The sequence below is a fragment of the Ornithinimicrobium jinqii genome, from assembly GCF_045032595.1.
GTDB lineage: Bacteria > Actinomycetota > Actinomycetes > Actinomycetales > Dermatophilaceae > Ornithinicoccus.
In genome coordinates, this window is sequence record NZ_JBJFZS010000004.1 from 1 (window position 1) to 19,629 (window position 19,629).

At 71.3% G+C, this 19,629-nt stretch carries 18 protein-coding genes; all 18 read right to left on the reverse strand.

Going from position 1 to position 19,629, the window contains the following annotated elements; translation table 11 throughout:
• Window positions 1–62 precede the first annotated feature (62 nt).
• The gene (locus tag ACI3ET_RS01265) at window positions 63–386 is read right to left on the reverse strand and encodes a hypothetical protein (RefSeq protein WP_405031116.1); all 324 of its coding nucleotides are present in this window, start codon (window positions 384–386) and stop codon (window positions 63–65) included.
• 20 nt (window positions 387–406) lie between these two features.
• Window positions 407–835 (reverse strand): hypothetical protein, encoded by a 429-nt coding sequence (locus ACI3ET_RS01270; RefSeq protein ID WP_405031117.1) that lies wholly within the window; start codon window positions 833–835, stop codon window positions 407–409.
• A gap of 6 nt (window positions 836–841) precedes the next feature.
• Window positions 842–1,054 (reverse strand): hypothetical protein, encoded by a 213-nt coding sequence (locus ACI3ET_RS01275; RefSeq protein ID WP_405031119.1) that lies wholly within the window; start codon window positions 1,052–1,054, stop codon window positions 842–844.
• A gap of 393 nt (window positions 1,055–1,447) precedes the next feature.
• On the reverse strand, window positions 1,448–2,590 hold the full coding sequence (locus ACI3ET_RS01280; protein WP_405031120.1) for a baeRF3 domain-containing protein: 1,143 nt from the start codon (window positions 2,588–2,590) through the stop codon (window positions 1,448–1,450).
• 99 nt (window positions 2,591–2,689) lie between these two features.
• On the reverse strand, window positions 2,690–3,103 hold the full coding sequence (locus tag ACI3ET_RS01285; RefSeq protein ID WP_405031121.1) for an HIT family protein: 414 nt from the start codon (window positions 3,101–3,103) through the stop codon (window positions 2,690–2,692).
• Between the two features lie 33 nt (window positions 3,104–3,136).
• The gene (locus tag ACI3ET_RS01290) at window positions 3,137–5,266 is read right to left on the reverse strand and encodes a S9 family peptidase (RefSeq protein WP_405031122.1); all 2,130 of its coding nucleotides are present in this window, start codon (window positions 5,264–5,266) and stop codon (window positions 3,137–3,139) included.
• A 59-nt stretch (window positions 5,267–5,325) separates the two neighbouring features.
• On the reverse strand, window positions 5,326–5,844 hold the full coding sequence (locus tag ACI3ET_RS01295) for a hypothetical protein (RefSeq protein WP_405031123.1): 519 nt from the start codon (window positions 5,842–5,844) through the stop codon (window positions 5,326–5,328).
• Between the two features lie 118 nt (window positions 5,845–5,962).
• The gene (locus tag ACI3ET_RS01300; protein WP_405031124.1) at window positions 5,963–6,616 is read right to left on the reverse strand and encodes a hypothetical protein; all 654 of its coding nucleotides are present in this window, start codon (window positions 6,614–6,616) and stop codon (window positions 5,963–5,965) included.
• Window positions 6,613–6,993, reverse strand: coding sequence for a hypothetical protein (locus ACI3ET_RS01305; RefSeq protein WP_405031125.1), 381 nt, complete (start codon window positions 6,991–6,993; stop codon window positions 6,613–6,615). Before ACI3ET_RS01305 ends, ACI3ET_RS01300 begins: the two co-directional genes overlap by 4 nt.
• A 3-nt stretch (window positions 6,994–6,996) precedes the next feature.
• Window positions 6,997–8,946: a S8 family serine peptidase gene (locus tag ACI3ET_RS01310; protein WP_405031126.1), complete on the reverse strand. Its 1,950-nt coding sequence runs from the start codon at window positions 8,944–8,946 to the stop codon at window positions 6,997–6,999.
• A gap of 1 nt (window position 8,947) precedes the next feature.
• Complete coding sequence (locus ACI3ET_RS01315; protein WP_405031127.1) at window positions 8,948–9,892, reverse strand: hypothetical protein; 945 nt, start codon at window positions 9,890–9,892, stop codon at window positions 8,948–8,950.
• Between the two features lie 228 nt (window positions 9,893–10,120).
• A complete protein-coding gene (locus ACI3ET_RS01320) occupies window positions 10,121–11,491 on the reverse strand; it encodes a pyridoxal phosphate-dependent decarboxylase family protein (RefSeq protein WP_405031129.1) in 1,371 nt (456 codons plus the stop codon).
• Window positions 11,492–11,643: 152 nt separating this feature from the next.
• Window positions 11,644–15,222 carry a DNA polymerase III subunit alpha gene (dnaE, locus tag ACI3ET_RS01325; RefSeq protein WP_405031130.1) on the reverse strand — a complete coding sequence of 1,193 codons (3,579 nt, stop codon included), beginning with the start codon at window positions 15,220–15,222 and terminating at the stop codon, window positions 11,644–11,646.
• 51 nt (window positions 15,223–15,273) lie between these two features.
• Window positions 15,274–15,891, reverse strand: a complete 618-nt coding sequence (locus ACI3ET_RS01330) for a hypothetical protein (protein WP_405031132.1) — start codon at window positions 15,889–15,891, stop codon at window positions 15,274–15,276.
• A gap of 60 nt (window positions 15,892–15,951) precedes the next feature.
• On the reverse strand, window positions 15,952–17,649 hold the full coding sequence (locus ACI3ET_RS01335) for a glycoside hydrolase family 3 protein (RefSeq protein ID WP_405031133.1): 1,698 nt from the start codon (window positions 17,647–17,649) through the stop codon (window positions 15,952–15,954).
• Between the two features lie 4 nt (window positions 17,650–17,653).
• Window positions 17,654–18,583 (reverse strand): RluA family pseudouridine synthase, encoded by a 930-nt coding sequence (locus tag ACI3ET_RS01340; protein WP_405031135.1) that lies wholly within the window; start codon window positions 18,581–18,583, stop codon window positions 17,654–17,656.
• Complete coding sequence (gene lspA, locus ACI3ET_RS01345) at window positions 18,580–19,143, reverse strand: signal peptidase II (RefSeq protein ID WP_405031136.1); 564 nt, start codon at window positions 19,141–19,143, stop codon at window positions 18,580–18,582. Before lspA ends, ACI3ET_RS01340 begins: the two co-directional genes overlap by 4 nt.
• The gene (locus ACI3ET_RS01350; RefSeq protein ID WP_405031138.1) at window positions 19,116–19,502 is read right to left on the reverse strand and encodes a TraR/DksA family transcriptional regulator; all 387 of its coding nucleotides are present in this window, start codon (window positions 19,500–19,502) and stop codon (window positions 19,116–19,118) included. Before ACI3ET_RS01350 ends, lspA begins: the two co-directional genes overlap by 28 nt.
• Window positions 19,503–19,629: the final 127 nt, after the last annotated feature.

The following is a 19,629-nucleotide window of genomic DNA, read 5'->3' on the forward strand; positions in this document are numbered from 1 at the left end:
TGTCGCGTCACGCTGGTCGTTCAACCGACCACCGTGACGCGACAGGCTGGCACATCCGTGGATCAGGCGGGCCCTCGTGACCGACTGGCGTCGGCAGTGCGTGGCATGACACGGACGGCAGGCCGTGGTCCAGCCAGACCGAGGGCCACGATCTTGCGCAACCGCGTGACGAACCTCGCCGGCCGCGAGTAGAGCGTCCAGGGTGTGACGCCGACGACCCGCACTCCCGCAGCGACGAAGTCACCGTCCTTCTCGACGGTTCGTGCCCACGTGTCACCGCCCTGGTCGTCGATGCCTTGGTGGAACTGACGCGAGTGCACCTGGACAACCACCCCCGCATCCTCGATGTAGCCGTCGGGGGTGCCGACGACCTCTCCGTCGTCCACCCTGACCAGCATGCAGTTCGTCACCATCGGCGGGAAGCCACCGCCCCGTCCACGACCTCCCGCAAGACAACCTCCGGTCGAGACCATGCCCCGTCCACGAACCCTTCGAGGCCCTTCCACACGGACGACACCGCTGCGAGCGGACGGAGCCACAGCTCCCTCTCGAGCAGCTCAGGCGTAGTCAACCCGCGCTGCAACACGCTGATGGTCAGGGACTCGAGCTCGTCCTGCCCGTGCGCCTCGTAGACCGCGGCGTCCGCCAGGGCGCGAGCACCTCCGACGAAGGTGGCAGGCCCCGACCTGCTGACAACCTCGAGCTCCCTGGCCGTCCGGACGAGCCGTACCCGTTCGTGCTGCCTCGCTCGGCCTGCCTCCGGGATGACGAAGGTCACACCGGTCAACCTGGTGCACTTGACGCCCAGCCTGCTCAGGGCGACCGTGCCGGTCACGGTTGCCTAGGTGCCCGCCCACAGCGCCGCGGCCGCCAGCCGCGCCTGACCGTCGAGCGGGCCGCGGTGCGGAGCGAGGACCCGTGGCATGGGCTCCTGCCACCGGGTCGCCCTGGCCTGGCGCAGGGCGGACCGAGTCCACCCTGCCTCCAGGAGCTGCGGGACCGTGGCCAGTCCTCGCTGGCCGGGGATGTCCGGGAACGCGCGCTCTGTCGTCACCGCCTCAGGATGGTGCGACCGGCCGCGCACCCGCAGCCAACAGGCCACGGTCTGTGGACAACTCCAGGCGCATGCCAGGCTGTCGACGGCAACTCACGCCCGCCACCGAACCGGCGTGCTGTCCTGTCCTGTCGTGTCTCGGTGGTCGCGGGAGCAACCGGCGTGACACGACTACCTGGCACGTCGGTGCTCCGGGGTCGCTGCCCACCGAGAGGGTGGGCGCTCGGAGGTTGAGCACTGACGAATGCACCTGCTCGGCTGGCCTAGATCACCGCCGTGCCGGTCCAGACGGTCTGCACCGACGGCTCAACGCCACCTCGCGCTTCCGTCCGCTGCGCGCGGTCGGTGGGTTGCGCCACGCTCGTCGCACGCCGGGTGTCGGCGCTGCCCAACTCAGTAGCGCAGCACCGCCGCGACCGGCGCCCTGTCGGGCAGCTCGTCGAGCACCCGGACCGAGCCGCTGTTGCGCAGGGTGGCCCTGGTGGCCGCGTCGACCAGCCCGCAGGTGTCGTCGTCCTCGCTGGTGGGCCGCACGACGTGAGGTGCGCCGTTGCCACCCGCCCAGCACTCGTCTCGGGCCAGCAGCAGTGTGTCGACCCGTCCCTCCTGGGCCGCCCGGTGGCACTCCTGCGCGCCGAGGGCACCGGTCCCGCGTGCCCTCTGCTCGTGGAAGCGGTCCACCAGCAGGCCGCTCTCGTCGTCCAGCCGCTTCTCGACGAGCTTCCAGGCCGCGGACCGCAGGGCGTCGGGGCTCATGTCGTCGGGATTGCGCTCGACCGCATCGTCCAGCAGGTGGGGGTAGCCGTTGAGCTCGCGGTAGACGGCGACCCACTCGGGGAGGCCGGCGAGGATCAGCGGGATGGACCGTCCCGCCAGGTGCTGCTCGAGCCCGCGCGAGACCTCGCGGAAGAACTCCACGACGTCCTCCTTGTGCGCGTTGTCCAGCGAGCTCGCGCCGTAGTAGACGGCACCGGTCGGTCCGTTGCGGCCCGAGGCGTTGGGACGGGGCACCGAGTCCGACTGCGGCCCGTCGGGCTCGAACACGTCGTCGAAAGCGGCGGGCACCGACGGCAGCCTCAGCTCGCCGATCCGGTCGCGGCTGCCGCGCAGCACCCGCACGTCCTTCTGGCTCAGGGTCAGCACGGCGTAGTTCTGGTCGCTCAGCAGCGGCAGCACCGGACCCAGGACGAACGAACTGCCGATCGCGGCCAGCTCGGGCAGCTCCAGCGGCACCCGGTAGGTCGCCGACCAGCCGGGGCTCAGGTACATCACCAGCCCGTCGGACTGGTGGCTCCAGGCCGGCCGGTCGGCGTGCAGCTCCCACGCGGGCGCGAGCAGGGCGTCCACGTCGCGGCGGTCGTGCTCGTCCTCGATCAACGCACTCTCGGCGGCGGTGAGCAGGTTCTTCCACCTCAGCCGGTCCTCGTCGCGGTCGTGGGGGGTGGCCGCGCTGTGCGTCGGCACGAACAGGGACACCCGTGTCCCGTCGCCCTCACCCACCAGTTCCTCGAACTCGGCCCGGGTCATCAGATCCATGAGGTCCTCCTGTCGGTCGCTGTCCTTCGAGACTACGCCGACCCGGGGACGGGCGGCGAGGCTGTCCCCACGAACGACCGCATCGTGCTGATCGGCGTCTCAACCCTGGTCGAGCACCGCCCGCAGGCGAGCGGCATGCTCCTTCGCCTCCCCCTCGGCATACGTCGTCCGCGGCCAGAAGAACCCCCGCAGCCCGTCCCCCTTGGTGCGTGGCACGACGTGCACGTGCAGGTGTGCGACCGACTGGCTGACGACGTTGTTCATCGCCACGAACGAACCCTGCGCCCCGAGCCCGTCGACGACGGCCCGGGCAAGGCTGCGCGCCGCGGTGAGGAGCGGGACGACGAGGTCGTCGGGAAGGTCGGGAAGGGTGTGCACGTGCCGCCGGGGTATGAGCAGCACGTGCCCCTTGAAGAGGGGGCGCCGGTCGAGGAAGCCCACGACGTCGTCCGTGGACAGGACGACGTCGGCCGGCTCCTCGCCGGTGGCGATCAGGCAGAAGGTGCAGGCCATCCGGCGATCATGGCACCCGGCGCCGCTCTCTGGTCAGACCGGCTCGGTCGCGCCCAGCTGGTCCAGCATGAACGCGATCTCGAAGGCGGTCTCGTGCCACGCGTCGTACCGTCCGGTCTTGCCCCCGTGCCCGGCGATCATCTCGGTCCTGAGGACGATGGGACGCTCCACCGGGTCTGACGTCACGGTCTCGCGCAGCCGCGCGACCCACTTGGCCGGCTCGACGAAGAAGACGCGCGTGTCGTTGAGCCCGGTGGTGGCCAGGATCGCCGGGTAGTCCACGGCCCGGATGTTCTCGTAGGGCGTGTAGCCGCGCATCAGCTCGTAGATCTCGGCCGACTCGACCGGGTTGCCCCACTCCTCCCACTCGCCGACGGTCAGCGGCAGCGACGGGTCGAGGATCGTGGTCAGCGCGTCGACGAACGGCACGCCGGCGTGCACGACGCGGAAGCGCTCGGGTGCGAGGTTGAGCACCGCGCCCATGAGCAGCCCGCCGGCCGACCGGCCCTCGGCCGCGAGCCGCTCGGGGGCGACCCAGCCGCTCTCGACGAGGTGGTCGGCGCAGGCGACGAAGTCGGTGAAGGTGTTGACCTTGTTCTCCATGCGCCCCTGCTCGTACCAGCCGCGGCCCATCTCCCCGCCGCCGCGCACGTGCGCGATGGCGTAGACCACCCCGCGGTCGAGGTAGGACAGGCGGGACACCGAGAAGTAGGGGTCGATGGAGATCTCGTAGGAGCCGTAGCCGTAGATCAGGCCGGGGTTGGTGCCGTCTGGCTCGACGTCCTTGCGCGCGACGAGCGAGATCGGGATGCGGGTCCCGTCGGCGGCGCTCGCCCACAGCCGGTGCTGCTGGTAGTCCGCCGGGTCGAAGTCGCCCAGGACCGGCTGGCGCTTGACCAGGTCGAGGTCGCCCGAGGCAAGGTCGAGGTCGTAGATGCTGCGCGGCGTGACGAGCGACTCCACGACGACCTGGACCACGTCCGTCTCGTAGGTCGGGTTCGCGCCGGTGTCGATGGAGTAGACCGCCTCGTCGACCGGCACCTGGTACCCCTGCCCGACGGGCAGCCCGGTGCCGGACAGCGGCAGGACCTGCACCTGGGTCAGGCCCTCGCGGCGCAGCGAGAGGACGAGGTGGCCGGCGAACGCCTCGACCCCGCTGACCCGCACCCCGTCCTGCCCCGGCACCACGGTCGTCCACTGCTCCGAGGACGTGGCGCTCGCCGGCGCGACGGCCAGCTCGAAGTCGCGGTGGTTCTTGTTGTGGACGACCCACAGCCGCTCCCCCGCCGGCTCCACGTCATACTCCACGCCCTCTTCGCGCGGCGCGACGACGCGCACCGGACCGGTCGGGTCGTCCGCGTCGAGGAGGAGGAACTCGGAGGTGTTCTTGCTACCCATCCCGATGACGACGTAGCGGTCGTCGCGCGAGCTGCCCACGCCCATCCAGAAGCGTTCGTCGTCCTCCTGGTGCACGAGCACGTCCGACTCCGCGGGCGTGCCGACCTCGTGCCTCCAGACCTGGAAGGGGCGCCAGGCGTCGTCGACGCGGGTGTAGAAGAGGTGTGCCGCGTCCGTGGACCAGGCGGTGCCGTAGCCGATGCCGGTGACCGCCTCGTCCACGACCTCGCCGGTGCTGAGGTCCTTGATCCGCAGGTCGAAGCGCTCGTCGCCGGTCGTGTCGACGGCGTAGGCGAGCCGGTCGCCCGCAGGGCTGACGTCGAGCGCGCCCAGGGAGAAGAACTCCAGCCCCTGCGCCTCGGCGTTGCCGTCAAGCAGGACCTCCTCGGCCTCCGGCGCGACGCCCGGGTCGAGCGCCGGTCGGTCGGGGGACTCGCCGACCGCGATCCGGCCGTGCACCGCATACTGCTGGCCCTCGATCGTGCGCGTGTAGTACCACCAGTCGCGGTGCCGGACCGGGACCGAGAGGTCGGTCTCCTGGGTGCGGCTCTTGATCTCGCCGAAGACCGCCTCGCGCAGCCCCCCGAGGTGCGCCGTCACCGCGTCGGTGTAGGCGTTCTCCGCCTCCAGGTGAGCGATCACCCGCGGGTCGTTCTTGTCGCGCAGCCACTCGTAGGCGTCGGAGACGTCCTCGCCGTGGTGGCTGCGGACGACGTCGGCGCGGGTGGCGACGGGCGGGGTTGTGCGGGTGGTCTCGGGAGTCACCCGCCCAACGCTACCCGCGAGTCAGGGGTTCGTCGTCTGCAGTGCGGCGGACGAGGGGTTCAGACCGGTCCGTTCTCGCGCAGGGCGGTCCCGCGCACGAGCGCGTGCATCTCGTCGAGGCGCGCCGACTGGTCCTGGGCGAGCTGGTCGAGGCGGGCCCACTCGGCCTCGTCGAGCCCCAGGAGGTGGGCCTGGTCGCGCAGCACCTGCCAGAGGCCCCGCTTGGCATTGACCGCGCCGCGCATCAGCTCGACCTCCAGCAGCGGGGTCATCGGCGAGCGCGTGAAGAGGTGGCCGTTGAGCTTGAGCCGGCCGAGCTTCTCGCCCACGACCGCCGCGACGCGGCGCGGGATCCGCTGCTGCAGGCCGAGCTCGTCGATGAGTCGACGCAGCCGGGCGTACTCCATGTCCAGCTCGCTCGCGAACCTGACCAGGCCGGGTCCGATGGGCAGGTCCGCGTGACGCTTCGCCATGTCGTGCGCGCGGGCGCGACCACCGGCGGCGCCGGCCAGGTGGTCGTTGAGGTAGAGCCCCAGCACGGACGTGTCCAGCCCTGACTGCTCGGTGATCGGTTCCACAGCACGCTCCCTGGTTCGACGGTCGATGCCCTCATCGTGCCCCGTCCGCGGGCAGAGGGCACCGTGAACGGGCCCCGGTGTGCCGTCACGGTCCCTCCGCGTCGCGACGCCGCCGTCCTCACCCCGCGGCGAAGCACAGCGCCGAGATGAGCCTCGCCCCGCCGGGCTCCACCGGCACCGTCTCGTGGGGCAGCAGCCCACCGAGGAGCACCACGCTCTGCCCGGGCACCGCCTTGACCAGGCCCAGACCGTCGTGCGGTGCCCGGCGCACGGCGTGCAGGTCGGCTCCGAGGTGGGCGGCGTGCACGAGCAGGCCCCCGGACGGTTCCTCCGCACCCGCGTCGTCGCGCAGGACGCTGATCAGCGTGACGTCGCAGGCCTCGATGTCGAGGTGGAGCCCGAGGTGGTCCCCCACGTGGACGTAGTAGCTGTAGCTGCCGCGCGTGCCCGTCGGCCGCACCCGGGTGGCGCACACGGAGGAGAGGTAGTCGGACAGCCACGCCGCGCCGTAGAACGCGTCCTGCACCGGCCCACCGCCGGCGGTGTAGAGGCGCCTGGCAGGGGTCCCGCCCCGGCCGGGCGCACCGTCGTCGACGTCGACCTCCTGCCGGTCCGAGGTCGGGTATGCCGTGGACGCCTCCTCCAGGAGTGCGGTGAGGAGCCGGCCGTCGGGCAGCCCGTCGATGACGACCACGCCGCCGGCCGCGCCCACCGGCCCGTGCAGGAGGCGGAGGGCAGCGTCCGGCAGCATGGTGCTGGTGGTGGCGGTCACCCGTCCTCCTGGTGCAGGCTCATCCCGTCTCCCTCGTCGTGCAGCTCGACCGGTCGCTCGAACGCCACCGCGACCAGCTCGTGCTGCAGGTCGTCGGCGAGCGCGGTCAGGGGCATCTCGTCCCCCTGACCCGTCGTCCAGCCGCCGTCGTCCGCGTGCACCGGCCGCTCGCCGAACGCGCTCTCGAAGGTCGCCGCGGGGGCCTGGATCGAGAACGTGGGCCCGCTCGCCGGGCCGACCGTGAAGCCGGCCTCGGCAAAGCGTTCCTCGACGGTCTGCACCGTGTCGGTGGACCGCGCCAGGACGATCGCGACGACGCTCTCGCCCTGACCGTCCTGACCGTCCGACGCCGGTTCCGTCTCTCGTCCGGGAGCCATGCCTCAGAGCTCCGGCGGGCTGTCGGACTCGATGATGTAGCGCTCGAGCTCGACGAGGTCCTCGGCGCTGATGCCGATGCCGGGTGCGCTCTGCTGGCCGCCCTGCACGTCATACCCGCCCTGGGCCTCGTAGCCACCCTGCTGGCCGGGCACGTCGTACCCGCCCGGCTCCTGCTCGTCCTCGAAGGGACCGGGCACCGGGAAGACCGGCTGACGGAACGGGAGGACCGGGGGCCGGAACGGCAGCACCGGGGGCCGGAACGGCAGGATCGGCTGGATGAACGGTCTGACCGGTCCGATGGCCGGGTGGATCGGCACCACGGGGCGGACCGGCAGGAACGGCAGCAGGGGCCGGATCGGCCGGATCGGTCCGATGGCCGGGTGGATCGGGACGACCGGCACCACCGGGCCCACGATGCAGCGGAGCTTGGCGATGAGCACCGCCCGGTGAGCGTCGACGAGTCCGTTGCCGGTCGCGAGGTCCGGCCCCACCGTGGCGGGATGGCCGTGGTTGGGGTGGTTGGTGCCCGACGTGACGTCGCGGGCCGTGTCCATGAGCACCTGCCGCACCTGCACCGGGGTCATCCGGCCGCAGACCTGGCGGATCAGCGCGCACACACCCGCGATCTGCGGTGCCGCGGCCGAAGTGCCGCTGAAGGCGGCCCACCCGTCGTCGGTGGCGGTCTCGTCACCGTTGGGGAACGCACCGCCGCCGTTGCCCTGGTCGATGGCGCAGCCGGCCGGGAGCGGCAGCATGATGTACATCGCCCGCGGCAGCATGCCGACCAGGCCGGAGACGTCCGGGACGCGGCGGCCGGGGTAGATGTTCGAGTTGAAGCCGCTGGTGTAGCTGGAGGCCTCCCACGTGCCGTCCGGCTTCTGGTGCACGCCCCCGACCGAGACGACGTCGGGGTGCTGGCCGGGGAAGCCCCAGCCGCCGTTGCCGGCCGAGAACACGACGATGATCCCGGAGGCGACGGCACCGGCGACCGCTGCGGCGAGCGCCTGGTTGGCCGCGCTGAGCGGCCCGTTCTGCTGGCTCGAGCCCCAGCTGTTGGTGATGACGTGCGGCGAGAGCGCGGCGGCGGCGGTGAACGCGGCGGTGACGTTGACGAGCGCACCGGAGGCCGTCGCGCACTTGACCGGGAGCAGCGTGATGTCGGGGGCGGTCGCGAAGATGTTCGCCGACTCACCGGTGCCGTGGCCGTTCTCGTCGACGGTGGGGTCGGCGGTGCCCGGACCGAGCGTGGTCGGCTCGACCCGGTAGCCGTGCTCGGTGAAGAACGCGTGCGTCTGGAAGCCGGTGTCCACCATCGCGACCCGGATCCCCTTGCCCGTGATCGCGTTGCGGTGCGGCCGCTCGGAGTTGAGGGCGACCGAGACGTCGTCGGGCACGTTGAGGTGCCAGTAGTCCACCACCGGCGGCAGCGCGAGCGGCGCGTCGAGGTAGTAGGGCTCCTCGATCGCCACCCCCTCGAGCAGCTCCTCGAACTCCGACCCCTGGGTCTCGATGAGGCCGGAGACACGGGTGTCCGCGTTGTCGATGAAGGTGGCCTCGTCCTCGACGTTGCCCGGCTTGATCACCGACCGTTCCTGCGTGAACAGGTGCGCGCCGAAGGCCTGCTCGAACGCCTCGGCCGGTCCGGCGAAGTTGATGAGGAGGTTGGTCGCCTGCAGCACCTCGAAGCCGGCCTGCTCCAGCGCGGCCGCGGCCTGCATCACGTCCTCCTCGGAGGACACGAACGCGTCCACGCTCTCCGCGTCGGTGGTCATGCCCGGTGTGAACAGCGAGGTCCCGCCGACCGAGGGCGGGGAGGCGACCGCATAGATGCGGTCGGGGAAGTCGCGTCCGCGCTCGCCGCCGGACGCGGCGGACCGGCCTCCCGATCTCGTGCCGCTGCTCCTGCGGCTGGTCGTCTTCTTCGCCGGGCGTGGCGTGTCGTCGGTGGTCATCTCAGCTCCTGGTTCGGACGGTCGCCGGCCTGTCCAGCCAGGTCAGCGCGGTGCGTGGGTCGGTGGAGAAGTAGTGGCAGAGCTGCCAGTCGGCGACCGCAGCGGCGCTGGGGTCGGCGAGCTCGCCGTTCTGCGGGACGTGCGCGGGCGACAGGTAGCCGGTCGCCAGTCCGGGGATGGCGCCCAGCGCGAGCCAGGTGGCGACCTCCTCGACGATCCACTGGTTCGCCGACGGGTAGGGCAGCGCCCGCGCGCGCTGCTCCGCTGAGGCCAGCCCGTGGGCAGACCCGATCCCCTCGAGGGTCCCGTAGCCGGTCCCCGCTGCGTGCTCCGGGTGTGCCGACATCCAGACCATCAGGTGCCACACGCACTGCACGAACCAGCCGTGCAGCCGCGCCAGGTCGGCGGAGCGACCGTGGTTGAGCAGGACCACCCCGGTGTTGAAGGGGGGTATGGGGAGCACGCCGAGCGAGTCCGCCAGTCGCCGCAGGGCCGGCACGTCGAGGAAGACGGCGTCCGGGCCGTAGCGGCTGGGGCCCGTGTGGACCTCCTCGCGGGCGTAGACGTCGGCCTGGCGATAGGTCGCGAACAGGCGCTCCACGTCGTCGCGGAAGAGGGTGTCGCAGTCGACGCACAGGACCCGCTCGACCTGGCCGAGCGCCCCGTGGGCGAGGAACTTGTGCAGGGTCGGGTTCGCGGCGAGCACCGGCCACCCCTCGGGGCAGAGCGAGGCGAGGCGTGCGGCATACGGGCCCCGGTCCACCAGCTCGGCCCCGTGGGTGGCGCAGAGGGCGCCGAGCTCGGCCGGGGCCGGGTCGTGGACGAGCACGACGGCCGGGACCCGCCGGTTGTGCTGGCGCAGGCTCCCCAGGCTCAGCCCCAGCTTGTCGAGCAGTCCCTGGGGGCTGCGCGCGGGGTCGAACGACACCGAGTACTGGACCAGCATGTTCCCTCCCCTGGCGGACCGATACTGCGCCCTATCGTCCCGTCGACGACGAGCGGTGGCTATGGGTAGTTCTACGGATGGCGCACGGGCACTGCCCGCGCTATGCCGACGACGAAGCTCACCGCAGAGAGTCCCCCCAGCCCCGCCAGATACGACCGGACGCGCCGGCCCGCTCATCCGGACGCGTGGTGTTGCTCGACCGAAGTGTCTCGGGCCCCCGTCGCGGCCCTACGCGACCTTGCCGATCGCCCGTCGTACGGCGTCCACGGTGTCGGCGACGGACGCCGCGTCGGTGGCGTGGTTGCTGACCGAGAAGCGGATCACGTCGCGATCGTGCCAGCGGCTGCCGCTCGGGTGCACCGTGCCCTCCTCCATCAGGGTGGCCAGCACCGCCCGTGTCGTCGCGTCGTCGTTCACCGAGATGGTGACCTGTGTGTAGACGACGTCGTTCAGGACTCGCACCCCGGGCAGCTCGGCCAGACCGGTGGCGATGCCCTGCGCAGCCTCCACCAGCCCGCGGACCAGTTCGACCAACCCGTCACGGCCAAGTGCGTCGAGGGCCGCCCAGATCGGCACACCCCGGGCCCGGCGGGACAGCTCGGGCACCTTCTCGTGCGGATCCGGGATCTCGGAGTGCAGCAGGTAGTCCGCCCCGTGGCCGAAGGCCCGGGCCAGGGCGACGGGGTCACGGACCAGGGCGATGCCCCCGTCGTAGGGCGTGTTCAGCGTCTTGTGAGCGTCCGTCGCCCAGGAGTCGGCCTCGGCGAGCCCGGCCACCAGCCCGGCCAGGGCGGGCACGGTCGCGGCCCACAGGCCGAACGCGCCGTCGACGTGGACCCAGGCGCCGATCTCCCGGGCAGCAGCGACGACCTCGCCGAACGGGTCGAAGGCGCCCGAGTGGATGTTGCCCGCCTGGGCGCAGACGATGGTGGGGCCGTCCGAGGTGGCGAGGGCCTCGCGGAGTGCCGACGCGTCCAGGCAGCCCTGGGGGTCCACCGCCACCAGCTCCGGCTCACCCAGGCCCAGGTAGCGCAGCGCAAGGTCGATCGACCCATGGCGCTCGGCACCGGCAAGGACCCGCACCCGAGGGCCGCCGGACAGCCCGAGGCTCCCCTGGTGCCACCCTGCCTGCGACAGGACGGAGTCGCGGGCTGCGGCCAGCGCGGTGAAGTTCGCCATCGTCCCGCCCGTGACAAAACTGACGGCGCAGGAGGTCGGGAACCCCAGTGCCTCGAGGATCCAGCGAGCAGCAGCGTCCTCGACCGCCACCACCCCGGGGGTCGCGTCCCGCATGCCGGCGTTCTGGTCCCACGCGCTGACCATCCAGTCCGCGGCGAGGGCGGCGGGGAGAGTGCCGCCCATGACCCATCCGTAGAAGCGGGGGGACCCGATCGCCATGAGTCCTGGTTCGACGACCTCTGCCAGCTCCTCGACGACCTCCGAGGCACTCCTGCCGTTCCGGGGAAACCGTCCCGGGATGCGGGCGGCGATCTCGTCGATGCCCCGCTCTGCAGGGACCCGTCTCGTCCAGACACTGTCGAGCCAGCGCTCCGCGGCCCGCACGGCGGCGTCCAGCTCCGGTCTCTGCGACCCAGTCACACCGACCACCATCCTGGAGGGGGGACCTGGCGTCAATGCCCCGAGCGGACGTGGCGCACCGACGTCCCGTCCTGTCGCGTCACGGTGGTCGCCCCGACGACCCCCGCGACACGACTGGACGGCACGAGCATCGAATCGGTGCCGCGCGGTGTCTACCCGGCGATGCAGGAGGGCCCGAGGAGCGCCTTGAGGTCGCCGAAGAGCTCCGGCGAGGCGGTCACCCGCAGGGTGTCGTCAAGTCGGAGCAGCACGGTGCGGCCGGGCTGCGCGAGCTTGATGTGCACCTCGGTGGTGCCCGGGTGGTCTGCCAGCACGCCCTTGAGCCGGTGCGCGAGGCCGTCGGTGGCCCGGCCCAGGGGCATCGTGAGCACGACCGGGCCGCGGGGACCCTGCTTGATGTCGGGCAGCATGAGCTCGTTGGCCAGCAGCTCGGCGCCGTCGTCACCCTTCTTGAGCCGGCCCTTGACGACCGCGACCGTGTCCTCGGCCAGCATCGTGGAGATCGTCATGTAGACCTTCGGCCAGAAGACGACCTCCACGGATCCGGCCATGTCCTCGATCGCGAGCCGGGCGTAGGGGTCGCCGTTCTTGGTCCGCTTGAGCTGCAGGTTGGTGATCAGCCCGGCGACCGTGACGAAGTCGCCGTCCTTCGCGCCGTCCTCCCCCACCAGCTCCAGGATCGAGGCGCTGGCGTGCTGGGAGAGGACGTGCTCGATGCCGTTGAGCGGATGGTCGGAGACGTAGAGCCCGAGCATCTCGCGCTCGAAGGCCAGCCGCACCGACTTGTCCCACTCGATGCCGGGCACCGGCGGCAGGGTGACGATCTGCATCGAGGGGTCCGGCTCCCCGTCGTCCAGGCCGAACCCGGCGAACAGGCTGTCCTGGCCGATGGCCTCCTGCTTCTTCTCGTCGACGAGGGCGTCGACGTACCGCTCGTGGACGCTCACCAGCCCCTGGCGGGTGTGGCCCAGGCTGTCGAACGCCCCGGCCTTGCACAGCGAGTCGATCGTGCGCTTGTTGCAGACCACGGCCGGGCTCTTGCGCAGGAAGTCCTCGAAGGAGGTGAAGGCACCCTTGGCCTCGCGGGCCCCGACGACCGCCGCGACCACGTTGTGACCGACGTTGCGCACCGCAGACAGGCCGAACCGGATGTCCTCACCGACGGCGGCGAAGTTGTCCACCGACTCGTTGACGTCCGGAGGCAGCACAGCGATGCCCATCCGCCGGCACTCGGCGAGGTAGAGGGCGGTCTTGTCCTTGTCGTCGCCGACGCTCGTGAGCAGCGCCGCCATGTACTCCGCGGGGTAGTTGGCCTTGAGGTAGGCGGTCCAGTAGGAGATGACGCCGTAGGCCGCGGTGTGCGCCTTGTTGAACGCGTAGTCGGAGAACGGCACGAGCACGCCCCACAGCGCGGCGACCGACGCCTCGGTGAAGCCCTTGGCCTTCATGCCGTCGGAGAAGGGGATGTACTCGGCGTCGAGCACCTCCTTCTTCTTCTTGCCCATCGCGCGCCGCAGCAGGTCCGCGTTGCCGAGCGTGTAGCCCGCCAGCTTCTGAGCAATTTCCATCACTTGCTCTTGGTAGATGCACAGACCGTAGGTATTGCCCAGGATCGGGCCCAGCGCCTCCTCCATCTCCGGCTGCAGCTTGCCCTTCAGCATCGGGTCGAGCGGAGTCAGGTCCTGCTGGCCGTTCTTGCGCAGGGCGAAGTTGGTGTGCGCGTTGACGCCCATCGGCCCGGGGCGGTAGAGCGCCAGCGCCGCCGAGATGTCCTCGAAGTTGTCCGGACGCATGAGCCGCAGCAGCTGGCGCATGCCGTTGCCGTCGAGCTGGAAGACGCCGAGCGTGTCACCCCGCCCGAGCAGCTTGTAGGCCTCCGGGTCGGTCATGTCCTTCGACAGCGCGTCGAGGTCGACCTCCTCGCCGCGGTTCTCCCGGATGTTGACGATCGCGTCGTCGAGGACGGTGAGGTTGCGCAGGCCCAGGAAGTCCATCTTGACCAGCCCGAGCGCCTCGCACGTCGGGTAGTCGAACTGGGTGATGATCTGGCCGTCCTGGTCGCGGCGCATGATCGGGATGAGGTCGAGCAGCGGCTCGCTGGACATGATGACGCCGGCGGCGTGCACGCCCCACTGGCGCTTCAGCCCCTCCAGCCCGCGAGCGGTCTCGAAGACCTCGGCCGCGTGCGGGTCCTCAGCCAGCAGGTCGCGAAACTCGCCGGCCTCGCCATACCTCTTGTGCTCGGTGTCGTAGATCCCGGACAGCGGGATGTCCTTGCCCATCACCGACGCAGGCATCGCCTTGGTGAGCTTCTCCCCCATGGCGAACGGGAAACCCATCACCCGCGAGGCGTCCTTGAGCGCCTGCTTGGCCTTGATCGTGCCGTAGGTGACGATCATCGCCACCCGCTCGCTGCCGTACTTCTCGGTGACGTAGCGGATGACCTCGGAGCGTCGCCGGTCGTCGAAGTCGACGTCGAAGTCGGGCATCGAGGCGCGCTCGGGGTTGAGGAAGCGCTCGAAGATCAGCCCGTGCGGGATGGGGTCGAGGTCGGTGATCCCCATCGCGTAGGCGCACATCGACCCAGCGCCGGAGCCTCGACCGGGACCGACGCGGATGCCGTTGTTCTTCGCCCAGTTGATGAAGTCGGCGACGACGAGGAAGTACCCCGCGTAGCCCTTCGAGAGGATGATCTCCCCTTCGTACGCCGCCTGCTTCGTCGCGTAGTCCGGCACCCCCTCGGGGAAGCGCCGGTGGAGGCCGGTCTGCACCTCCTTGAGGAACCAGCTGGTCTCGTCCTCGCCCTCCGGGCAGGGGAAGCGCGGCATGAAGCGCCCCTCCCCCTCGGTGAAGGACACCTCGCACCGCTCGGCGACCAGAAGGGTGTTGTCGCACGCCTCGGGCAGCTCGCGCCAGGTGTGCCGCATCTCCTCGGCGGTCTTGAGGTAGTAGCCGTCCCCGTCGAACCTGAACCGGTTGGGGTCCTGCATCGTGGAACCGGACTGCACGCACAGCAGGGCGGCGTGCGCGACGGAGTCCTGCTGGCGCGTGTAGTGCAGGTCGTTGGTGGCCAGCAGCGGCAGGCTCAGCTCCTTGGCCAGCCGGAGCAGGTCCTGTCGGACCTGGCGCTCGATCTGGATGCCGTGGTCCATCAGCTCGCAGTAGACGTTGTCGGCGCCGACGATGTCCTTGAGGTCCGAGGCCGCCTGCACGGCCGCGTCCCACTGGCCCAGTCGCAGCCGCGTCTGCACCTCGCCGGAGGGGCAGCCGGTCGTGACGATGAGCCCCTGGCCGTAGGTCTCGAGCAGCTCCTTGTCCATGCGGGGCTTGAAGTAGTAGCCCTCCATGGACGCGAGCGAGGCCATCCGGAAGAGGTTGTGCATCCCGTTGTTGTTGCGGGCCAGCATCGTCATGTGGGTGTAGGCCCCGCCGCCGGAGACGTCGTCGCGGCCGCCGTCGCCGTACTTCACCCGCGTCCGGTCGCTCCGGTGCGTGCCCGGCGTGATGTAGGCCTCGAGGCCGATGATCGGCTTGACGCCGTGCTTCTTCGCGGTCTTCCAGAACTCGTAGGCACCGAAGATGTAGCCGTGGTCCGTCGTCGCGATCGCCGGCATCCCCTGCTCCGCCGCAGCCGCCATCAGCTCGTCGATCCGGGCCGCACCGTCGAGCATCGAGTACTCGGTGTGGTTGTGGAGGTGGACGAAGTTCCCGGAGCTGGCTGGCGCTGACATCGCCACTGATCTTAGGCGCCCCCACCGACAGGCTCGGACGCACGCCGACGGTCAGAAGTCGCCGAACCCTCCGAAGTCACCGCCGCCGAAGTCGCCACCGAGGTCCCCGCCCGGGTCCCCACCGAGCTCACCGCCCGGGTCGCCGCCGACGTCCTCGCCGGCAGTGCCCTCGCCCACGGCCGCGGCCTCCGACGACCCCTCGAAGCCACCCAGCATCGAGTCCGCGACCGCACTGCCGATGACCACGCCGGCGATCGTGCCGAGCATCGAGCCGGCCATCATCGATCCCACGCCCGGCCCGGCGAACGCCGACTGCAGGTAGCCGGGCTGCCGCATCTCCGCACGGGTCGCGGCCCGCGCCAGGTCACGCGGGTCGGCCGAGCTGGGCGCCTCGCCGGCCGGCAGGTCCTGGCTGAGCTGGGCGAGCACCTGCTGTCGCTGCTGCGGCGACAGCTGGGCGAACGCCTCCGCGTGCACCTCCTCGAGCCGCTCAGGTGGGGCCGTCCTCAGCAGGTACGTGTACCTCGCGACCGCGCGGTCGTCCGCGGAGGCCGTCGCGTCGCCGACCGGCCTCATCCGCCCCTGCCCGGGGAGCGTCGGCGGCTCGTAGCCGCCCGTCGGTCGCGGTTGCTGCGGTTGCTGCCCGAAGAGTCGGTCGAGAAAACCCATGTCGCGAACCTAGCCCCGGCCGTCTCGTCCTGCGAGCGCGACGGCCACCGCCCGCCTCCGTCAGCAGCCGGCGCGCTCGACACCGTCGACGGGCACCGGCAGGCGCCCGGGCGCCGTCGCCTCTCCCGTGAGCACGTCCACGAGCGCCGCCACCGCCCCGTGGGTGTCGCCGAACAGGGCGATGCGCACGGGAGCACCGGAACCACCGAGCAGGTATGGCGTCTCGAGGGCCACCGCGATCTGCGCACCTCGGGAGGGTTGGCCGGGGCGGAGGAGCTCCACCGTGGTGCCGGTCCCGACCGGCACGCCGGCACTCTCGGCGGCGTGCTCGAGCCGCTGCACGGCGAGGGGGTCCCCCATCGGCACGACCCCGCCGTCGATCAGGGGGCCGCTGCACGGTCCCTGCACGATGGTGATCGCCGCGGCTGACACCTCCTGCGACACCTCGGCTCCGCCGCCCGGCTCCAGGGGGTCCACGTCGCCCCCGTCGTCGGTCTGCAGCAGCGCGGTGATCTGACGGGCCACGGCGTCGTCCAGACGATCCTCGTCGAGCGTGCCGTCGCTGACGGCGGCGACGATGGCGTCGCGGGCCGTCAGGGGGTCGGTCGGCATGAGCACGACGTCGGCACCTGCGCGCAGAGCCTCGACCGACGCCTGGCCCGGTCCGTAGCGGTCGGCAACGGCCGCCATGTTGAGTGCGTCCGTGACCACCAGTCCGTCGAAGCCGAGGTCTCCGCGCAGGATCCCCTCGACCACCAGCGGTTCGAGGGAGGACGGCAGCTGTGATCCCAGCGCCTGCACCTGGATGTGCGCGACCATCACCGCCGGCAGCCCGGCCTCGACGGCGGCGACGAACGGCACGAGGTCGCTGGTCCGCAGCTCCTCCATCGTGCGCGTCTGCACCGGGAGCTCGAGGTGGCTGTCGGCCGGGACCGAACCGTGCCCCGGGAAGTGCTTGACGACCGGCAGGATCCCCGAGTCCAGGTAGCCCTGCCCGGCGGCCGTCGCGTGCCGCGCGACCTGCTCAGGGTCGCTCCCGACCGAGCGCGAGCCGATGGTGGGCTCGCCCGGTCCGGTCGTGACGTCCGCGGCCGGGGCGAACACGACCGTGAACCCGACACCTCGCAGCTCGGCGCCGGAAGCGGCCGACGCTCTGCGGGTCAGGTCGGTGTCGTCGGCCGCGCCATGGCTCATGAACGCCGGGAACCGCGTCAGGTCACCCTTGGCCCGCTCGACCAGGCCGCCCTCCTGGTCCACCCCGAGGAACACCGGCCAGGTCCGGCCCGCCGCGTCTGCCGCCTCGGTGAGCGTCCGGTTGAGGTCGCTCAGCTGGTCGGTGCTGAGGTCCTGGTCCATGACGATGACACCACCGAGGTGCTCGCCGACAACGAGGTCGACCGGCGCCACCGGACCGTCGTGCGCAGCGACGATCACCTGGCCCGCCTTCTCCGTCAGCGACAGGTCGGCGACGATCTTCGCGGCGGTGGCCCGCAGGTCCTCGGTGGGCTCGGTGGTCGCGTCGGCGGTGGCCGTCGACGCCGCGCTCGTCGGGTCCTGATCGGCATCGACGTCCTCGTCGCCCGTCGTCGCCGGGGCTGTCTGCCGCACCCCGTCGGCGGCGCCCGGTGTCTCCACGGCCTCGTCCTCGGCGGACCTGCCGCCCCAGGTCGCCGCCAGCGCGACCAGGCTCACCATGAGCAGCCCGACCACGACCGCCAGGGCAAGGTTGCGGAAGCGCGACACGGTGGGCTCGTGCATCAGCTCAACCCCGGAGGCGCTCCAGCGCGAGCGTCAGGTCGCCGGGGTAGGGCGACTCGAACTCGACGTGGTCTCCGCTCCCCGGATGGGTGAACCCCAGCTTCACCGCGTGCAACCACTGCCGCTTCAGCCCCAGCTTCTTGGCGATCGTGGGGTCGGCTCCGTAGGTCAGGTCGCCGCAGCAGGGGTGGCGCAGCGCGGAGAAGTGCACGCGGATCTGGTGGGTCCTGCCGGTCTCGAGGTGAATCTGCAGGAGGCTGACGGAGCGGTAGGCCTCGAGCAGCTCGTAGTGGGTGACGCTGGGCCGACCGTCGGTGCGCACTGCGAACCGGTAGTCGTGCCCGGGGTGCCGCCCGATAGGCGCCTCGATGGTGCCCTCGTGGGGGTCGGGCAGCCCTTGCACGAGTGCGTGATAGGTCTTGTCGACCGTCCGGTCCCGGAACGCCTGCTTGAGGACCGTGTAGGCGCGCTCGGACTTCGCCACCACCATGAGGCCGGACGTGCCGACGTCCAGACGCTGGACGATGCCCTGTCGCTCCGGCGCGCCGGACGTCGAGATGCGGTACCCCTGCGCGGCCAGCCCGCCGACGACGGTCGGCCCGGACCAGCCGACGCTCGGGTGTGCCGCGACGAAGGCGGGCTTGTCGACGACGACGATCTCGCTGTCGTCGTGGACGATGCGCATGCCCTCGACCGGTTCGGCCACCACCTCGAGCCCGGGGTGCGGGTCGGTGGGCGGCATCACCACCTCGATCCAGCTTCCCGCGACGACCCTGTCCGACTTGCCGACAGCGCGTCCGTCCTGCGTGACGTGACCGGACGCTGCCAGGTCGGCCGCCTTGGACCGTGAGAGTCCGAGCAGACGCGCCAGTGCGGCGTCGACCCGCTCGCCCTCCAGGCCCTCGGGGACGGAGAAGATCCGGGCGTCGCTCACCGGTTCTGCTCCGCGTGGTCGTTCTCGTGCCGAGCCTCTGCCGGGTTCCCGTCACGGGAGCCGTCGGGGTGCTCGCCGCGCAGCGCCAGCAGGGCGATCAGGACCGCCGCCGTGGTCACGCCGATGTCGGCGACGTTGAAGATCGGGAAGTTGGGCAGCCGGATGAAGTCGACGACGTGCCCGAGGCCGGGAGCGGGGTCGCGGAAGTAGCGGTCGACGAGGTTGCCGGCCGCCCCGCCCAGCAGGAGACCGAGCGCGACCGCCCAGGGGAGGCTGCGGACCGTGAACGCCTGCCACACGATGACGACCACGATGATGCTGGCGACGGTCGTCAGGACGCCGGTGAACCCGGTGCCCATGGAGAACGCCGCCCCGGAGTTGTAGACCAGGTGGAAGCGAAGCAGGTCCCCGAAGACCTGGACGGACCCGTCCGTCAGAGCCCGTTCGGCCCACACCTTGGTGGCCTGATCGAGGGCCACCCAGAGGGCAGCGAGGCCCAGCACGACGACCGTGCGGCGGGGTCGGGCGGGGGTCAGCGGCGTTCCTGCTTCTGCTTGCATGTCATGCATAGGGTCGCACGGGGGAAGGCCTGGAGCCGCATCTTTCCGATGGGCGTCCCGCACGACTCGCAGTCCCCGTAGTTGCCGTGCTCGATCCGTTGCAGGGCGTGCAGGGTCTGGGCGAGCAGCTCCCTGTGGTTGTTGGCCAGAGACAGCTCGTGCTCGCGCTCCCACGTCGCTGCACCGGCGTCGGCCTGGTCGTCGCCCGCGCCGTCGCTGTAGCTGCGCATCAGCTCCACGAGGTCCTGCTGAGCCTCGTCGACCTCAGCCGTCAGTCGCGCTGCCTCGAGATCGAGCTCGACCCGGACCTCGGCCAGCTCCTCGCTGGTCCAGGGGTCCTCCCCCTCCCGGACGCTCAACGCCGTGTGCGCGCTGACCGCCCCACTACTCCCACTCTTCGCCACGAGGTGCCCTTCTGTGCGGTGCTCATGGGCCCCGGCCCGTCACGGAGACAGGAATGGGCAGTGCGGGCAGGATAGAGCACCC

Bases quoted from the DNA above. Each gene is read 5' to 3' on its own strand.
- ACI3ET_RS01280 (WP_405031120.1), bottom strand. From the start codon at position 2,590: ATGGATCTGATGACCCGGGCCGAGTTCGAGGAACTGGTGGGTGAGGGC.
- ACI3ET_RS01285 (WP_405031121.1), bottom strand. From the start codon at position 3,103: ATGGCCTGCACCTTCTGCCTGATCGCCACCGGCGAGGAGCCGGCCGAC.
- ACI3ET_RS01305 (WP_405031125.1), bottom strand. From the start codon at position 6,993: ATGGCTCCCGGACGAGAGACGGAACCGGCGTCGGACGGTCAGGACGGT.
- ACI3ET_RS01310 (WP_405031126.1), bottom strand. From the start codon at position 8,946: ATGACCACCGACGACACGCCACGCCCGGCGAAGAAGACGACCAGCCGC.
- ACI3ET_RS01315 (WP_405031127.1), bottom strand. From the start codon at position 9,892: ATGCTGGTCCAGTACTCGGTGTCGTTCGACCCCGCGCGCAGCCCCCAG.
- dnaE (WP_405031130.1), bottom strand. From the start codon at position 15,222: ATGTCAGCGCCAGCCAGCTCCGGGAACTTCGTCCACCTCCACAACCAC.
- ACI3ET_RS01330 (WP_405031132.1), bottom strand. From the start codon at position 15,891: ATGGGTTTTCTCGACCGACTCTTCGGGCAGCAACCGCAGCAACCGCGA.
- ACI3ET_RS01335 (WP_405031133.1), bottom strand. From the start codon at position 17,649: ATGCACGAGCCCACCGTGTCGCGCTTCCGCAACCTTGCCCTGGCGGTC.
- lspA (WP_405031136.1), bottom strand. From the start codon at position 19,143: ATGCAAGCAGAAGCAGGAACGCCGCTGACCCCCGCCCGACCCCGCCGC.